General features: G+C 38.9%; 20 protein-coding genes. All 20 read left to right on the top strand.

Annotated features, from left to right (window positions below; genetic code table 11):
- Positions 1-64: 64 nt before the first annotated feature.
- Positions 65-472, top strand: a complete 408-nt coding sequence (locus tag BUA17_RS10750; RefSeq protein ID WP_072733606.1) for a TIGR03826 family flagellar region protein — start codon at positions 65-67, stop codon at positions 470-472.
- A 153-nt stretch (positions 473-625) separates the two neighbouring features.
- The gene (flgM, locus tag BUA17_RS10745; protein ID WP_053779526.1) at positions 626-910 is read left to right on the top strand and encodes a flagellar biosynthesis anti-sigma factor FlgM; all 285 of its coding nucleotides are present in this window, start codon (positions 626-628) and stop codon (positions 908-910) included.
- Positions 911-921: 11 nt separating this feature from the next.
- Positions 922-1,425: a flagellar protein FlgN gene (locus BUA17_RS10740; RefSeq protein ID WP_072733605.1), complete on the top strand. Its 504-nt coding sequence runs from the start codon at positions 922-924 to the stop codon at positions 1,423-1,425.
- Between the two features lie 19 nt (positions 1,426-1,444).
- A complete protein-coding gene (gene flgK, locus BUA17_RS10735; protein WP_072733604.1) occupies positions 1,445-2,998 on the top strand; it encodes a flagellar hook-associated protein FlgK in 1,554 nt (517 codons plus the stop codon).
- 24 nt (positions 2,999-3,022) lie between these two features.
- Entirely contained in the window at positions 3,023-3,943 is a 921-nt protein-coding gene (gene flgL, locus BUA17_RS10730; protein ID WP_072733603.1) for a flagellar hook-associated protein FlgL, read from the top strand.
- 16 nt (positions 3,944-3,959) lie between these two features.
- Complete coding sequence (locus BUA17_RS10725) at positions 3,960-4,529, top strand: DUF6470 family protein (RefSeq protein WP_072733602.1); 570 nt, start codon at positions 3,960-3,962, stop codon at positions 4,527-4,529.
- A gap of 52 nt (positions 4,530-4,581) precedes the next feature.
- Positions 4,582-5,064 (top strand): flagellar assembly protein FliW, encoded by a 483-nt coding sequence (locus BUA17_RS10720; RefSeq protein WP_244552123.1) that lies wholly within the window; start codon positions 4,582-4,584, stop codon positions 5,062-5,064.
- Position 5,065: 1 nt separating this feature from the next.
- On the top strand, positions 5,066-5,311 hold the full coding sequence (csrA, locus tag BUA17_RS10715) for a carbon storage regulator CsrA (protein WP_072733601.1): 246 nt from the start codon (positions 5,066-5,068) through the stop codon (positions 5,309-5,311).
- 144 nt (positions 5,312-5,455) lie between these two features.
- The gene (locus tag BUA17_RS10710) at positions 5,456-6,712 is read left to right on the top strand and encodes a flagellin N-terminal helical domain-containing protein (RefSeq protein WP_072733600.1); all 1,257 of its coding nucleotides are present in this window, start codon (positions 5,456-5,458) and stop codon (positions 6,710-6,712) included.
- Between the two features lie 98 nt (positions 6,713-6,810).
- Complete coding sequence (locus BUA17_RS10705) at positions 6,811-8,634, top strand: motility associated factor glycosyltransferase family protein (protein WP_072733599.1); 1,824 nt, start codon at positions 6,811-6,813, stop codon at positions 8,632-8,634.
- 60 nt (positions 8,635-8,694) lie between these two features.
- Positions 8,695-9,048, top strand: a complete 354-nt coding sequence (locus BUA17_RS10700) for a flagellar protein FlaG (RefSeq protein WP_072733598.1) — start codon at positions 8,695-8,697, stop codon at positions 9,046-9,048.
- A gap of 21 nt (positions 9,049-9,069) precedes the next feature.
- A complete protein-coding gene (gene fliD, locus BUA17_RS10695) occupies positions 9,070-10,905 on the top strand; it encodes a flagellar filament capping protein FliD (RefSeq protein WP_072733597.1) in 1,836 nt (611 codons plus the stop codon).
- A gap of 6 nt (positions 10,906-10,911) precedes the next feature.
- The gene (gene fliS / locus BUA17_RS10690) at positions 10,912-11,313 is read left to right on the top strand and encodes a flagellar export chaperone FliS (RefSeq protein ID WP_348537069.1); all 402 of its coding nucleotides are present in this window, start codon (positions 10,912-10,914) and stop codon (positions 11,311-11,313) included.
- Entirely contained in the window at positions 11,306-11,644 is a 339-nt protein-coding gene (locus BUA17_RS10685; protein WP_072733595.1) for a hypothetical protein, read from the top strand. Before fliS ends, BUA17_RS10685 begins: the two co-directional genes overlap by 8 nt.
- 149 nt (positions 11,645-11,793) lie before the next feature.
- Complete coding sequence (locus BUA17_RS10680) at positions 11,794-12,792, top strand: SDR family NAD(P)-dependent oxidoreductase (protein WP_072733594.1); 999 nt, start codon at positions 11,794-11,796, stop codon at positions 12,790-12,792.
- Positions 12,793-12,806: 14 nt separating this feature from the next.
- On the top strand, positions 12,807-13,538 hold the full coding sequence (locus BUA17_RS10675) for a cytidylyltransferase domain-containing protein (RefSeq protein WP_072733593.1): 732 nt from the start codon (positions 12,807-12,809) through the stop codon (positions 13,536-13,538).
- Between the two features lie 2 nt (positions 13,539-13,540).
- Positions 13,541-14,638: a UDP-2,4-diacetamido-2,4,6-trideoxy-beta-L-altropyranose hydrolase gene (pseG, locus tag BUA17_RS10670; RefSeq protein WP_072733592.1), complete on the top strand. Its 1,098-nt coding sequence runs from the start codon at positions 13,541-13,543 to the stop codon at positions 14,636-14,638.
- Entirely contained in the window at positions 14,610-15,224 is a 615-nt protein-coding gene (locus BUA17_RS10665; RefSeq protein ID WP_072733591.1) for a formyl transferase, read from the top strand. The genes pseG and BUA17_RS10665 overlap by 29 nt, the downstream gene beginning before the upstream one ends.
- Positions 15,202-16,254: a pseudaminic acid synthase gene (gene pseI / locus BUA17_RS10660; RefSeq protein WP_072733590.1), complete on the top strand. Its 1,053-nt coding sequence runs from the start codon at positions 15,202-15,204 to the stop codon at positions 16,252-16,254. The genes BUA17_RS10665 and pseI overlap by 23 nt, the downstream gene beginning before the upstream one ends.
- 36 nt (positions 16,255-16,290) lie before the next feature.
- Positions 16,291-17,244 carry a dTDP-glucose 4,6-dehydratase gene (locus BUA17_RS10655; protein WP_072733589.1) on the top strand — a complete coding sequence of 318 codons (954 nt, stop codon included), beginning with the start codon at positions 16,291-16,293 and terminating at the stop codon, positions 17,242-17,244.
- Positions 17,245-17,266: the final 22 nt, after the last annotated feature.

The following is a 17,266-nucleotide window of genomic DNA, read 5'->3' as shown; positions in this document are numbered from 1 at the left end:
AAAATAAGGTAATGTATAGTTATTATCCATTCGGAAGAGGAAGTTTGAGAGGGGCGTTTTAGCGATGAATCTGGGTAATTGTCCGCGTTGTGGAAAATTATATGCGTTGAATTTTCGGGATGTGTGCTCGAACTGTATCAAGGAAATTGAACTGGAATACCAGACTTGTGTGGAATATCTGCGCGAAAACAAGGGCACTAACATACAGGAACTATCTGATGCAACAGACGTTTCAATTAAAAATATTACCAAGTTCATTCGTGAGGGACGTATTTCCATCGAAAACGCCCCAAATATGATGTATCCTTGTGAAGTGTGCGGAACCCTGATTCGTGATGGCCATATGTGCGACTCTTGCCGGAATCGTTTGACGAAAGATTTGGCTGGAGCGGCTAGAGAAGTAGGTCAGAAGGATAACGGCAGCATAGGCGGACGAACCTATAATGCTGTCGACAAACTACGGGATCTATAGGAACGAGGGCTTAAATACAAGTTTTGCTATAACAAATGTTTTGGAACGTACCGATAAACTTATTAAAGATTATCGGTTTTTTTTATTATCCTAATCGTTCGAGAACATAAAGATAATGTTAAAAATCCTAAGGTGGAAGGAAGTGCAATTCGTATGAAAATCAATGAACCGAGTAGAATTGGTGCAATCAATTCATATCAGAGGAACGTTGAATCCAATCAGCAGGCTGATGCCAAAAAGAGCCGCCGTAAGGACGAGGTATCCATTTCTCCGGAGGCGATGAAGATGCTTGAGGAACAAGGTCGTACACAGGATGCAGGACGTATACAACGGATACAGGAACTGAAAGAACAGGTAAGTTCGGGAACTTACCAAGTGGACAGCAGCAAGCTTGCTGACAAGTTACTGCCGTACTTTAAGTCTTTTGATAAGGAATAGGTGATCACGTAATGGCAGCACTGGACAGATTAATTGCAGTTTTGCAGCAAATGGAACAAAGTCACCGCGAGATGCTGGCACTCAGCGAGATCAAGAGACAGGTTATTGTCAAAAACGATGTGGATCAACTCATTGCTGTAATGAATAAGGAATCCAAGTTTATGAAACAGCAGGAGCCACTTGAGAGCGAACGACTGAGTGCAGTTCATGAACTGCTTCAGGAGCGGGGCATCAAGTCGATGCTTAACCTGAATATCACAGAGATCTCCAAGCTGATCTTTGATCCGGCTGATAAACAGCGATTGCTTGAAGTCCAGAAGAAGCTAGCGGGAACATTGCAGGAATTGAAAGAAATTAATCAATTGAATCAAAAACTGATCGAGCAATCATTGATGTTTATTGATCTCTCAATGGACATATTTGCTTCTCGGCCGGAACAGGATGCCACATATCAGCATCCTGCTGATAAGAACGGTAATCCAGGGCGAATTGGTCTTTTTGATACACGTGCCTGATTAATTAGGGGGAAACAAGGTGACATCTACTTTTCATTCAATCGAAACGGCTAAACGCAGCTTGTTCACACAGACGACAGCGCTTAGCACAACTGGACATAACGTGGCAAATGCCAACACGGAAGGGTACTCCCGGCAAACGGTAAACATGAAGGCGTCTATTCCTATGGAGCCGTTTGCATTTTTGCACAGTACAACACCAGGACAACTCGGAACAGGCGTGGAGTTTGATTCTATCACCCGTGTGCGTGAGAAATTCCTAGATGACCAATACCGTAATGAAAACACCAACTTCGGGAGTTGGTCCATTCAGCGTGATACCCTTGAGAAGCTTGAAGCCATTGTAAATGAACCATCCGATACCGGATTCCGGACAGTTATGGATAACTTCTATAAATCATGGTCCGATCTGAGCAAAAATCCGGAGGATGTTACTGCTCGTCGAATCGTAAAAGAGACAACACTTGCCTTGACAGATGCGATGAATCAGATAAGTCGTCAGTTGGGTGCACTCAGTGAGGATCTGGACAGTAACATCTCTGTGAAAAGTAGTGAAATTCAAGGCTACCTGGGTAACATTGCTAACCTGAATAGTTCGATCGTTAAGATCGAATCGCTCGGCGACAATGCCAACGATTTGCGTGACCAGCGTGACCTGATGGCGGACAAGCTGTCCAAAATTATGAATATTACCGTTACCGACTCACCACAAGGATACTCCATTCAGATGAATGGACAAGCGCTGGTTACGGGTGGGGCAGTCCAGGCTGTCGTTGACCCAGCTTACCTCAATGCGGCTTACGCAGCAGGTAATCTTACTAACGGCGAAGTACACGGTATGATTAAATCCAGAGATACATTGGTCAGTGACTACCAGAAACAAATGGATGACCTGGCTAATACGCTTGCCAACGGAGATATTGAGATCACGCTTCCTGCCGGTTCTGTTTTGCCAGATAATACTGTCCTGGGTGGTGTTACATATACTGGTGCGGCGCGGACATTGGCTACAGATCTGAAGGTAACGGTCAAAGGATTGAACGGGCTGCATCAGCTTGGGTACAGTATGGACGGAACCAATTCACCAGGAGTGCCGTTCTTTACAGCAGCTGGTGGTGGGACTGCGATTACAGCTGGAAATATCTCATTGAATGCGGAAATTCTGGCTGATCCGAACAAGATTGCTACTTCTTTGCGTACTACGGATGCGTCTGGCACAGAGACTGTAATCAAAGGAAACAATACACTTGCCATTTTACTTGCTAACCTTAAGGACACACCGATGAAATCAGCAGATGGTTTACGTAATGCAACGATTGGTGCACAGTTTAGTGCGATTGTTGGACAACTCGGGGTTCAGTCCCAAGAAGCTGCACGTCAGACGTCTAACTCTGAGTTTCTTGTAGAGCAAGTAGACACGCGTCGCCAGTCGGTGAGTGGTGTGTCATTGGATGAAGAAATGACCAATATGGTTAAATTCCAGCACGCCTATAGCGCATCAGCGCGTTTTATGACTACATTTGATCAACTGCTTGATAAATTAATTAACTCTACTGGTGTAGTAGGCAGATAGTTAAGGAAGGAGTAAGCATCTATTATGAGAATTACGAATAATATGTTGAGTTCGCAACTGCTTTTGAACTTGAACCGGAATGCGCAACAGATGAATAATACACAAACCCAGTTGGCAACAGGTCGGAAAATCAACAAACCTTCAGATGATCCAGTAGGTATCACGTACTCCCTTCGTTATCGAGCTGAGTTGTCTTCTAATGAGCAGTATCAGAAAAATGTAGACAGTGCCGTATCATGGCTTGATTTTAATGATACTGTCATGAATCAAGCTGGAAGTGTAATTCAGCGTCTTCGTGAATTGACAGTAAATGCATCGACGGGAACAAATCCTCAATCTGCATTGGATAGTATAAATGAAGAGGTACAACAGCTAAAGGAACAGCTTGTCGATATATCCAACAGTAAGCTGAACGGTAAATACATTTTCAACGGTGAGACATATGATGTTAAGCCATATGACTTTCCTACCAATGCAGATGGCTCATTCGACACAACAAATGCTGCTTCTGTTATAACGGATAAAGGTAAGATTAACTTTATTGTTGGTGAGAGTGTACAATTGCCAATTAACGTGGATGGTAATGAAGTGTTTGGTACAGGTACAGAAGATGATAATTTATTTGTTATTATGAATACAATTATGAAAGCATTATCGGATGGCGACCAGAAGGAACTTTCAAATCAACTTGATAACATTGACAGTCGGATGGACAAAATGCTTGCGATTCGCTCTGAGATTGGTGCGAAGACGAATCGGGTTGATCTGATGATGGGAAGATTGGATGATCTAGGCATTAACTTAACTGATCTACAATCAAAGGTTGAGGATGCAGATTATGCAGAGTTAGCTATGCAATCCAAAATTCAGGAAAACATCTACAATGCTTCTTTGTCCGCGGGTGCAAAAATCATCTCTCCATCTTTGGTGGATTTCCTTAGATAAAAGGGGGATCTAACTCATGAAGACTCTTCCTGTAGTTCAGATTAGAACTACACCTTCTATTCTAAATATGGATACTAATCCTGGTCAGTACTCTATTCGTCAGCCTAAGGCAGAAATTCAGCTAAACACCAGGCCTGCCAAGCTAACTGTGGAGAGTCATCCAATCACTCTTCATGTAGATCAGAGCAAGGCCTTCTCTGCCTACAATGGTGGCAATATGATTGACATGAATGCCCGAATCTACTCGGGCATTCAACAGCAGTTTTTGCAAAACATGGCTGAACGTGTTCAACAGGGAAATCAGTTAGCTGCTATTCATAAACCGAGCAATACGATATCTAATATTATTGGTATGGACTGGCAACCAAAGTCTTTTCCAGAAACAAGGACTCCCGCATCATTTGATAATGTAGATATTCAAATTGAGACGAGACCGCCAGACATTAGTTATGAACCAGCTGTCTCCGAAATGAACGTTATTGTTAATAAACCGGAAATTGAGTATCAACGAGGTAAGTTGGATATCTATGTGAAACAGTATGCATCAGTTCAATACACTCCACCTGCCATAGATGTGGGGTTATGAGTTATAATGTAGAGCTATAGACGGTCTCGGATGCAGCCCTCTATGGCTCTTTTTGTATATATTATTAATCGCCAAGGAGGCGTTCGTTATTATTATTCATACAAGTACGTGGGGAGATGTAGAGGTTAGTGGGGAAGATGTATATCAGTTTCCAAAAGGTTTGCCTGGATTTGAGGAAGAGACGGAGTTTGCTATAATTCCATGGGAGGGAACGCCGTTCAGTTATTTACAGTCTGTGCGAGAACCGGATTTATCGTTCTTGTTGGTAAGTCCATTTACGTTTGTGCCCGATTATAGTTTTGAGCTGAGCGAGGTAGACAAGGAAGAGTTGGGAATCATTGATCAAGTATCGGTGTACTCCATGGTTACGATCCATTCCCAAACGAATAAATCTACAATGAATCTTCTTGCACCTATTGTGCTTAATCCCGTAAATCGTGTGGGTAAGCAAGTTGTACTCCATCAATCCAGCTATGAGACACGTCATCTCATATGGGAAGAAGATGAAGCGAAATCAGTGAAGGGTGGAGTCTGACATGCTGGTACTATCACGAAAAAAGGGTGAGTCCATCATCATTCAGGATCACATTGAGGTGACTGTACTTGCCGTAGAGGGTGATACGGTACGAATAGGTATCTCTGCACCCAAGCATATTGATATATATCGGCAGGAGATATATGCATCGATCCAAGAAGCGAACCGTGAGTCTGCAACACCTCTAGCAGTAAATGTCGAAGCGTTTATGGAACGTTTGCGGAACGATAGTACTAAAAAAGAATAAAAAAATTCCAATTTGCTATAAACAGTTGCTCCTCTCCTGTCGATATATTATTTAGACGCTGCTTCGGCAGGGCGGCCGACCTTAATGTCGCGGCGTTTACCACAAGGATGTGGAACTAACTTATTTTCAGGGAGGAAATATCAAATGATTATTAACCACAATATTGCGGCGTTGAACACTCACCGTCAACTGTCTACAAACACTACTAACACTAACAAAAACATCGAGAAATTGTCTTCCGGTCTTCGCATCAACCGTGCTGGTGACGATGCTGCAGGTCTGGCAATTTCCGAAAAAATGCGCGGCCAAATCCGTGGTTTGGATCAAGCATCCCGTAACTCGCAAGATGGTATCTCTTTGATCCAAACTGCTGAGGGTGCATTGAACGAAACTCACTCCATCCTGCAACGTATGCGTGAACTCGCAGTTCAATCCGGTAACGATACAAATACTGCTGGCGACCGTAAAAACCTGCAAGATGAGATGAACCAGTTGAATGAGGAAATCGATCGCATTCAATCCACTACCCAATTCAATACCAAGAACCTTCTTGACGGTTCCATGGGTCAAGCTGTTAACAGCGCTGTTGCAAATGTTAATACTAACAGTGCATTGAAAAATAGTGCGGGTGCTGCACTTACTGCTGGGACAACAACTTTGGTTAGTGCTACAGATAGAAATGGTAATAATCTTGGAATCACCAAAGGTGACGAAATTACAGTTTCTTATGTAAAAGATGGAACTACTGTAACTAACAAAATCACTGTAACTTCTACTACTACTTTGGCTAATCTGGGTAACACATCAAGTGGCGGTGCGGATGCTAACTTGGCGCTCACTGTTTCCTCAGGCAATGTTCTAGTTACTGCAGCTAATGATGGATCAACAGGAGCAATCAATGGTTTGACAATTTCTGTGAAAGATACTGGCGGTAATATTCGTACATCTGCTACTAACGCGTTGTCCTCGTTCAACGAAACAACAGCTGCAGCTAATGTCCGTACAGATGGAACTGCAACATTCCAAATCGGTGCAAATACAGGCCAAACAATGAATTTGTCTATTGAAGATATGGGATCGTCCGCTCTGGGTGTGAAGGGGCTGCAAATTTCCACTCAATCTCAAGCAACTGTAGCAATCAAAGTTATTGATGTGGCTACTCAAAAAGTATCCAGTGAACGCTCGAAACTGGGGGCAGTTCAAAACCGTCTGGAGCACACGATCAACAACTTGGGAACTGCTTCTGAGAATCTGACTGCAGCTGAATCCCGTATCCGTGACGTTGACATGGCAAAGGAAATGATGGAACAAACAAAAAACAACATCTTGGCTCAAGCTTCTCAAGCGATGCTTGCTCAAGCAAATCAACAACCACAAGGTGTTCTACAATTGCTCAGATAATAAGTTTCCAAAAAAAAGGTTTTCCGCCCCACTCATGTGGGGCTTTCTTTTTAGAGAACACGCTATTTGTGATTAAGAGTAAAAGGGGGATACATGTTTTGCAATTACTAGATAACAACATCAGGCTTCTATCCAACAATAGCTTGCATTGGATTGGTGAACCTGATAACGAGTGTTCTTTTCGTTTTTTTGAAGAAAATCACGAAAAAGGTGATTTGATTGAGGTTAATAATAAAGTAATATATTTGGGCCAAAATGTAGACATGGAAAGTATACCTAATCCGAACAAAAAAGAACTGATTTTCGCTATGGGAATTTATTCCACATTGGAGCTGGAATACCTGATTCAAACTATGAGCAAAGAGTCATTTCTAGTGATCGTAGAGCCGAACTGCTCATTTTTTAATTACGTTTTGAGGGAGAAAGACCTGTCTTTCTTTGCATCTCCGAACGTAATTCTTTTTGCTGATGATTTGAGTAACTTGCCTATGTTTTTAGATAAGTTATTCTCAACTAGCCTTATATTTTATTTGAAAAATATTAGATTCTATTATACTTCCTACTATCGGGAACATGATGTTGATTCTTGTCTTTCACTGGTTAGACAGATCAAAGAAATATCTAAATATAGAACCACGTTATACGGGAATTCAGTGGAAGATAGTCTGATGGGCTTTGAGCACAATATGAAAAATGTAAGACATCTAGTTCGCTCAAGAGATACAGCGCAGATGAGGAATTTGTTCAAAGATGTGCCAGCTATTGTTGTAGCTGCAGGTCCATCATTAAACAAGAACATACAATACCTTAAACAATTCAAACATAAGGCAGTAATAATTGCAGTAGATACCATAGCTGAGCGTTTATGCGATGAGGGTATTATTCCTGATTTCATCTGTTCCATTGAGCGGGGAGAACTAACATACACGTACTTCTATAAAAACAAGAGCTACCCCTCAGAAGTAACGTTAGTTGCTCCGCTGCTGCTATATCCGGAAATTTTTGAAGAATTCAGTAATAATATATGTATACCTATAAGAGACAATGTAGGTGAATATGTGTGGTTGAAGGATGTTATGGGGCTAAAGGGAGATAACTCCATTAGTATTGGACAGTCCTGCGCTCATGTAGCGTTTGGACTAGCTGCTCATTTGGGAGCCTTTCCTATCGTTCTTGTCGGGCAAGATTTGGCTTATGGTAACTCTCCAAATGAAACTCATGCTAGCAATACGATTTATGATAGCAATCCAGTAGCTTCCATGGATCAGAAGATCACAACAGAGGGCTACTATGGTGGTGAAGTGCATACTACAGAGATATGGAATGCATTTCGTAGTTGGTTCGAATCGGAGATATTCAATAAACAACTTCAAGTAATAAATGCAACTGAAGGCGGAGCTAAAATAAATCATACCATACCAATGAAACTAATTGATTTTTATGAAGAATACTTTCGATTGGGAAGAGAGTCTATTTGTGTACATGAGGAAATTCGACAAATACAAAATTATCCTTTGAGTCTAAGTCAAATGGTCTTGAATCTTAGTTCAGAGCTGGGCCATTTTAAAGATTTAAAAATGAGACTTAAGAAGCAACATGTTTTATTGCAAGGGATTAAACTAAGAGAAAACGAGTCTGTTGAAAAGTTGCTGAAAGCATTGAAAAAATTAGAGAAAACGGATTCTTTATTCAATGAATTGATGGGACATATGTTGTTGCGTCACAATCTTCAAGCCTTGCTAATAACAAGTATATGGAACCTGTTTGAAATCGAACAAGTATTATCAACGGAGAATCTGCGGAAGAATAAAGAAATACAATTGGGATTTCTTGAGATTAGTATAGTTGTGTTGAGCAAGATAACGGAAACGATGGAATCAACCCTAGCTGAATTGCAGGATAAAATGTCTGCTATTGTCTAAAGAATTTGCAAGTGAAACCGATAATAAGTTAATAATCCTTTGTTTTGGAGGCTTAATTCAATGAATATAGAGTTGTCATTATCAACGCAAAGTTCCCTATCAAGACAACGTGTACAAGAGTATTCTAACAACGCTGACAATTATAAAGAGATGAATTCTTCAGAAAATCAGGTTAAGCTGTCCACTGTAGCAGATGAACAACTGGTGAAAACGATCGAACGTGCGATTAAGTCACTACAGGGACCACAGACTTCATTAGAGATAAGTATTCACGAAAAAACACATGATATTATGGTGAAAGTATTAAACAGAGAAACTGGAGAGTTAATTCGTGAGATCCCACCTGAAAAAACATTAGATTTAGTAGCTAAAATGATGGAGATTGCCGGTATTCTTATTGATGAAAAAATCTGAATCTAAGGGGGAAAAACGATTATGGTAACTCGTATTAATGGTTTTTCAGGTATGGATATAGATAGTCTTGTGAAAAGTATGATGACTGCAAAACGTGCTTCATATGATAAAATTACCCAAAATAAACAACTGGTAGAGTGGAAACGAGACAGTTATCGTGAGATAAATAGCAAGCTCTATGATTTCCGTTATAATAAATTAACGGATAAGTATGGTAAAGACTCAGCACTAAATGCGAATAAGGCTGTTATTACGGGGAATAAGGATGCTCTTAAAGCAGAGGCGACTGCTGATGCTAATGGGATTGATATGAAAGTTCAAATATCAAAACTTGCAACAAGTGCTACCGTGCAAACTACAGGTACGGATAAGATTTACAAAGGTACTTCTACTCTTGCAGAAGTTGATGGTGTTGATTTGGCAGGGATGAGTGAAACTGATCGTAAGGATTATCTTGATAAAGGTTTCGATCTAATCATCAATGGTGTAAGCTTCAAAGATGATAATGGAAAGCCATTATTCAATGGCCTTACATCAATTTCAAGTATGATTTCTACAATTAACTCTAATACCAAAGCGAATGTCAATGCAAGTTATGACGAATTAACAGGTCAGTTGATCATTCGTTCTAAGACGAGTGGTCCTGCCGGTAAGGTGGACATCGGAGCGAATACTGGTACTAATTCTGTTGTTAATTTATTTGGTGGTACACCAACTGACAAAGCAGTTATTGAGACCAATGGCGCAGGTTCAGGTTTTTCGGGAAGCACTAAATTGTCTGCACTTACAGGAGCCACTGAACCTTTTTCTCTCAAAATTAACAATGAAACTTTTAGCTTTGCAGGTTCTGACTCTATTGATGATGTTATAGCAGAGGTGTCAGCTCGTGCAGGTGCGAATACAACAGCAAGTTTTGATAAGGCGACCGGGAGATTGGTCTTCACTTCTCAAAATGGAGATCCTATTAAACTTGGAACCGATACAGGGGATAATACCTTACTGGCTCTCTTTAAAGGAGAACAAAATTTCAAATCTGGTGAAAATGCAAAATTAAATATTAACGGAATAGATGTTGAGAAGGATAGTAACAACTTCATGTTAAATGGAATTACATTCAATTTGCTTTCCACAACCCCGTCTGGGGAGACTGTTAATATAACAACTCAGAAAAATCCGGATAACGTTTTGGAAACTATTAAGGGATTTATTGAAGATTATAATTCTTTACTCAGTACATTGAATTCCAAAACGAGCGAAGCAAAATATCGGAATTTTGCACCACTTACAGATGAGCAAAAGAAGGAAATGAAAGAGGCGGATATTAAAGCCTGGACAGAAAAATCACAAAGTGGTTTGTTGAAAAATGATGATATATTGACGTCCACGGTTTCGCAGATGCGGATGATTATCACCGCAAATTTGAGTGATCTTAGTGCTATGGGGATAACTACAGGTAAGTATTATGATGAAGGTAAACTTATACTGGATGAGTCTAAATTGAAGAGTGCTATCTCTGATAATCCTCAAAAAATATTGGATTTATTCCAAGGGCCAGTAAGTTCTCCTTCTACTGGAATTTTTGATAAGCTTGCTGAGAAAGTTGGCAATTCAATCAATATGATTTCTGACCGTGCTGGTACTGACCGTTTTTCTGGCTCAATCACAGGGGCTTATAAACCTGAGAGTGTTATGGGGCGTGAACTGAAATCATATGATAGCCGTATGGATACAATGCTGAAAAATCTTACTACTGCTGAAAATAGATATTACAAACAATTTACTGCAATGGAACAGGCCATGAGCAAATTAAATTCCCAGTCTTCCAGTTTATTATCAAGTCTGGGCTTGAATTCATAGTTAGAGGTGAGCGAATTGATTAATTCTCCTTACAATAAATACAAGCAATTAGCAGTCCAAACTTCAACTCCAGCCCAACTTGTTGTTATGTTGTATGATGGTGCAATAAGGTTTATCAAAACTGCGCTTCAAGGCCTGCAGCAACATGATCATGGGAAGACAAGTACCAATCTTGGTAAGGCACAATCTATTGTCAGTGAATTGATGGGTACGCTTAATTTTGATTATGAGATATCAAAGAATTTGTACTCTCTATATGAATACACCAACTATTTGCTTATCGAAGCGAATATACGTAAAGATCATCAGAAGATAGAAGAAGCTTTAAGTTATCTAGTTGAGTTACGTGAGACTTGGATTCAGGCTAATAAAATAGCATTAGGCCAATCGGAAATTGCTAATGGATAATTACATCGAACAATTAGAAAAGTTGACCATTTCATTTATGGATAGTATCGAAATATGTTCTTACGAGGAAGTAGAAGAATTTATTACAAAGAGACAACCCATTGTGGATTTGATTAATATCGAATTGCAAAATAAAGAAGTATCCACTGAGGATCAAAAAGACAGGATTAAACGAGTACTGGAATTGGATCCTGTTATACTGCGGAGAATGGAATCACTCCTTCTCGAAGCTCGGGAATGGTTGTATAATCGTAGGCAAGCGGCAACACAGCGAAGTGCCTATGAATCTAATCTTTCACCGGGTAGCATACTTATGGATCGTAGAAAATAACGCGATATTTATATGAGTTAACCTCTCAACTGAGGGGTTTTTTTGTTACAAGGATTCAAAGAGAAGGACATTATACCGATAATGTATAGTAGTGATATTATTTATTGAAAATTCCGTAGAGCCGTATTAATTTAAGGATGTGTATAAAAATGAAATCTATATATACTGAAAAAAAGATACTTGTTATAGGCGGTACAGGAACTATTGGAACACAATTGGTCCAACATTTAATCAAACATAAACCCCATGTTATTAGAGTTTTCAGTAGAGATGAGCATAAACAATATGAAATGAATCATGAACTTAGTTCATTCTCTGATCAACTTCGATTTTTGATCGGAGATGTGAGAGATTTATCCAGACTGATGAGGGCTATGGAGGATATTGATTATGTTTTTCATCTTGCTGCAATGAAGCATGTGCCTTCATGTGAGTATAATCCCTTTGAAGCTGTACAGACTAACGTGATTGGCACCCAAAATGTTATACAGGCGGCGATTGCGAATGGCGTGAAAAAAGTACTTTTTACAAGTACAGATAAAGCAATATCACCAACCAACACATACGGAGCTACGAAACTTACCGCGGAAAGACTAATCTCTGCTGCAGAATACCAAAAGGGTTCTAAAGATACTATTTTTTCCTCTGTGAGGTTTGGTAATGTTATGGGGTCACGAGGATCAGTAATTCCTCTGTTTAAAAAACAAATATTAGATAGAAAGGATTTAACTCTTACAGATCCAGATATGCTGCGCTATATGATGACTCCCTCCCAGGCAATTGAACTTATACTTGAAGCTAATGATAGAGCGCAAGGAGGAGAGGTTTTTGTTCTTAAAATGCCTGTTATTAAAATAGGCGATTTGGCCGAAGTTATAATTGAAATAGTCAAAGAACGTTATCAAATTAATTCTGAAGTCGGAATACACAATATTGGGCTTCGTCCTGGCGAAAAAAGATATGAGGAGCTAATGACCTTCGAAGAAAAGTTAATAGCAGAAGAAGAATTAAATATGTATATTATACCTTCAGTTTATCGTGTAAATCCCTCATTAAACACCCTTTTTCCTACGGATGGTCAAGATAATTTAACTCCTATCCATAAATCTTTAATTAGGGATTGGATAATGCAGGAGAATTTAATTTAATAGGGGGAGCCTAATTGAAGACTGTTGTAATTATTCAGGCCCGAATGGGTTCCACTCGTTTACCAGGAAAAGTAATGAAAAAGCTCTTTGGGAAGACTATCCTTCAACATGTAACAGATAGAATCAGCTCCATAGGAGATATAAATGAAATTGTAATAGCAACAACAGAGTCATCATTGGATGATATTATTGTAGATGAAGCAAAGGCAATTGGTATAAATGTCTTTAGAGGCAGCGAAAATGATGTTCTTGATCGATATTACAGAGCAGCGCTTACCTGTAAGGCTGAAACTATCATTCGAATTACGTCAGATTGTCCACTTATTGATAGTAACATAGTATCCTCCATGATTTCACAGTTCAACAACAAAGATTATGATTATGTGAGTAATACAATTAATAGAACCTTTCCTCGGGGGCTTGATGCTGAAATATTCTCTATACAAGCCTTAGAAGAAGCCTTTCTAAACGCGTCTTCACCTTCTTTTAGAGAGCATGTCACGCCATATATATATAATAATAAAACTGAATTCAAGATATATGATTATCTTAATGATATTGACTATTCAAAATATCGTTGGACTCTTGATACCGTAGAGGACTGGAAGTTAATAGAGAGTATATATTGTTATTTATATGAGTCTAAACAAATATATGATTGGAAAAATATTATTTCTTTAATGGAGTGCAAACCTGAATTGCATAAAATAAACTGTCATATTGAGCAAAAAAAGGTGATGAATTAAAGATGAGAATCTTTATAAGAGCTGATGCTTCAAAAGAGATAGGTACAGGACATTTGATGCGTTGCTTGTCTTTAAGTGAGGAGCTTTCTCTCTTTTGTTTCAATATAGTATTTGTTTGTAGAGAGATCACTGAACATCTGAGAAAAATTGTTGAACGTAAAGGATTCGGATTATTGAAGTTGAATTGTTCTTATCCAGCAGGGTCAATAGAAGATGCAGAACAAACCATCGCTCAATTAGTTAATGAATTTGGTGTTCTGAAAGATGACTGGTTTATTATTGATAGCTATAATATTGATTTTGTTTGGGAAAGAGAAGTTAAAAACTCCTGTTGTAAAATGGTAGTTATTGATGACTTGGCGAATAGAAAGCATGATTGTCATGTTCTAATTGATACGAATTTGCATGAAAATAATCAGATGAAATATGACGGTCTATTGCTGGATAGTACAGTCAGACTTATTGGACCTGAGTATTCGTTGCTTCGAAATGAATTCAAAGAAGTATTAAATAGTACTGTACATTATAGTAGTAGAAGCAATATTGAAACAATATTTGTGTGTTTTGGAGGAACAGATCCTACTAGTGAAACTTTAAGGGTTGTAAATGTTCTTCATACTATGTTAAAAGGAAGTAGCTTAAAGGTGAATGTTGTTGTTGGAGAGTCTAATACGGATAAAGCAGTTCTACAAGAAATATGCGGTGAATCTGAGAACCTTAATCTTTTTGTACAACCTCCATCTATTGCACGTATAATGATAGAATCGGATCTTGCTATATGTTCGGGAGGCTCCCTAACGTGGGAAAGATATTGTATGGGACTGCCTGGACTCATAATTACAGTAGCTGATAACCAAGTATCCATTGCTTTGCAGTGTGAACAGTTTGGTGTTGATCACTATCTTGGCAAATCGAGTGAGATTACCGAATTAGAAATATCTAAGGCACTAAGAAACCTTTTGTATGACGTAGTGGATTTAGAGGGAAGAAGAATTAAAGCCCGTTCTGTAGTTGATGGATTAGGGGTCTCTAGAGTAGTAAAAATGCTTTTGAAAGGGTGGACAGATGCAGATGAGAGTACTCTGGCTGGGACCCAGTAATGATATGATCAAACAGAAGTTGTTTGAAACATATAATGATACTATTATTTTTTTTGAAGAAAAGCTTCAAGAAAAAAGCGAGATTTTACACATGGTAGATTTTATTGTGAGTTTTGGGTATCGTTATTTAATTCCCGCTGAGATTATTAATATGTTTAAAAGACGAATAGTGAATTTGCATATTTCTTATTTGCCTTGGAATAGAGGGGCAGATCCGAACTTTTGGAGTATAGTGGAGGACACTAAAAAAGGCGTTACCATCCATTACGTTGATGAGAATTTGGATACGGGAGATATAATTGTTCAAAAAGAAGTCGCTTTAGAAAATAGTGATACTTTACGTACAAGTTATGAAAGATTGATAAAAGAAATAGAGGAGCTCTTTATAAGAGAGTGGATTAACATTAGGACAAATATAAATACAGGCAAAGCCCAAGATAAATCTGAAGGCAGTTTCCACTATGTAAAAGACAAAAAAAAATATGCCGATTATTTGGATAAAGGGTGGGACACACCTGTATCTCAATTGATCGGAATTGCTAAAGAACATAAGGAGAACAACGATGAAAACATTAGACATTTCTAATCGCATTATCTCAAAAGAGGTGCCACCATTTATAATTGCCGAAATGTCAGGTAATCATAATAAATCGCTTGATAGAGCTATCCGAATTGTAGAGGAAGCGGCTAATGCTGGAGTTGATGCTATAAAGCTACAAACGTATACTCCTGATACAATGACTTTGAATTTAGATAAGGGTGACTTTTTCATTAATGAACAAAATAGTTTATGGAAAGGGCAATCTCTGTATCAGTTGTACAGTGAAGCGCACACTCCTTGGGAGTGGCATGAAGCTATTTTTAAAAGATGTGATGAATTAGGATTAATCGTTTTCAGTTCGCCATTTGATCATAGTGCTGTGGATTTTCTAGAGAAGCTTAATGTACCAGCATATAAAATAGCTTCATTTGAGAATACCGATATTCCTCTTATACGGAAAGTTGCGGCGTTAGGTAAGCCGCTTATAATTTCGTCAGGCATGGCTTCAGTGGCAGATTTGGATGAAACAGTTAGAACTGTTAAAGATAATGGCAATGACCAATTAATATTATTAAAATGTACAAGTACTTATCCTGCATCACCTGAACAAACAAACCTAATGACAATACCTCATATGAGGGATCTCTTTGGTTGCGAAGTAGGGTTATCTGACCATACGCAAGGAATAGGCGTGGCAATTGCTAGCGTAGCATTCGGGGCAACTGTGATTGAGAAACACTTTACATTATCAAGATCCGATGGGGGAGTGGACTCGGCCTTCTCATTGGAGCCTAAGGAAATGAAACAATTGGTCCAAGAGTCAAAGAGGGCTTGGGAAGCACTAGGTCATATTAGTTATGGTGCATCTGAAACAGAAAAAGACTCAATGAAATTTAGACGTTCGATATATACTTCTGAAAATATTAAAGCTGGCGAGCTATTGTCCCCACATAACGTACGAATAATTAGACCGGGATATGGACTTGAGCCTAAACATTATGATTTTTTGATTGGTAAAAGAGTGAACAGAGATATTCCCAAAGGAACTCCATTAAATTGGGATTTCTTTGGCTAGGCTTAATTAATCTACTTACGTTGGAGGTTACTTAAAATGAAGCACAATATTTTGCTAACTGGAGGCGCTGGTTTTATCGGACGTTGGGTGGCTAAGCGTTTATTGGAAGAAGGTCATTCTGTATGGTTATTGGATGATTTATCTAACGGTTCTGTTTCAAATATTGTCGAGTTTGACAAACATCCAAACCTTAAAGGATTTATAGAGGGAACAATCATGGATGAGGCATTGCTTGAAAAACTATTTATGAACCATAAATTCTCGATCTGTTATCACTTGGGCGCATCCATAAATGTACAAGATTCTATTGACGATCCACGCACTACTTTTAACAATGATACAATTGGAACATTTAACATCCTTGAGCAATGTAGGGCACACAATACAAAAGTAGTTTTTATGAGTACATGCATGGTTTATGACCGTTGTGCAGATGAAAAGGGTATTGATGAGTTACATCCGACCAAACCTGCATCTCCTTATGCGGGTGCCAAGATTAGCGCGGAAAATATGGTTCTTTCCTATTATTATGCTTATGGATTACCTACTGTGGTTATTCGTCCTTTCAATACATACGGTCCTTTTCAAAAGACGGGTGGCGAAGGCGGAGTAGTTGCAATTTTCATTAAAAATGAAATAGATGGAAAAATTCTTAATATTTATGGCTCTGGGATTCAAACAAGGGATCTATTGTATGTTGAGGATTGCGCTCGCTTTGTTGTTTCGGCAGGATTTAGTGATGCTGTAAATGGGGAAGTTGTCAATGCAGGTTTGGGCAAGGATATTTCAGTTAATGATTTAGCCAACTTAATTGTAAAGGATCCAGCCAGAATTAAGCACGTGGAACACATTCATCCTCAGAGCGAAATTGAGAAGCTTTTATGCAATTCTTCGAAAGCAAAACAATTGCTTAATTGGGAGCCAGAAGTGACACTTGAAGAAGGAATTTCTCGGACAAGGGAATGGATTACCCAAGGAGGTCTTCAATAGCTTTTTCTAGTGAGGAACTACT

Source organism: Paenibacillus sp. ov031, assembly GCF_900143165.1.
GTDB classification, from domain to species: domain Bacteria; phylum Bacillota; class Bacilli; order Paenibacillales; family Paenibacillaceae; genus Paenibacillus; species Paenibacillus marchantiae.
This window is presented reverse-complemented; position numbering and strand designations above follow the sequence as displayed.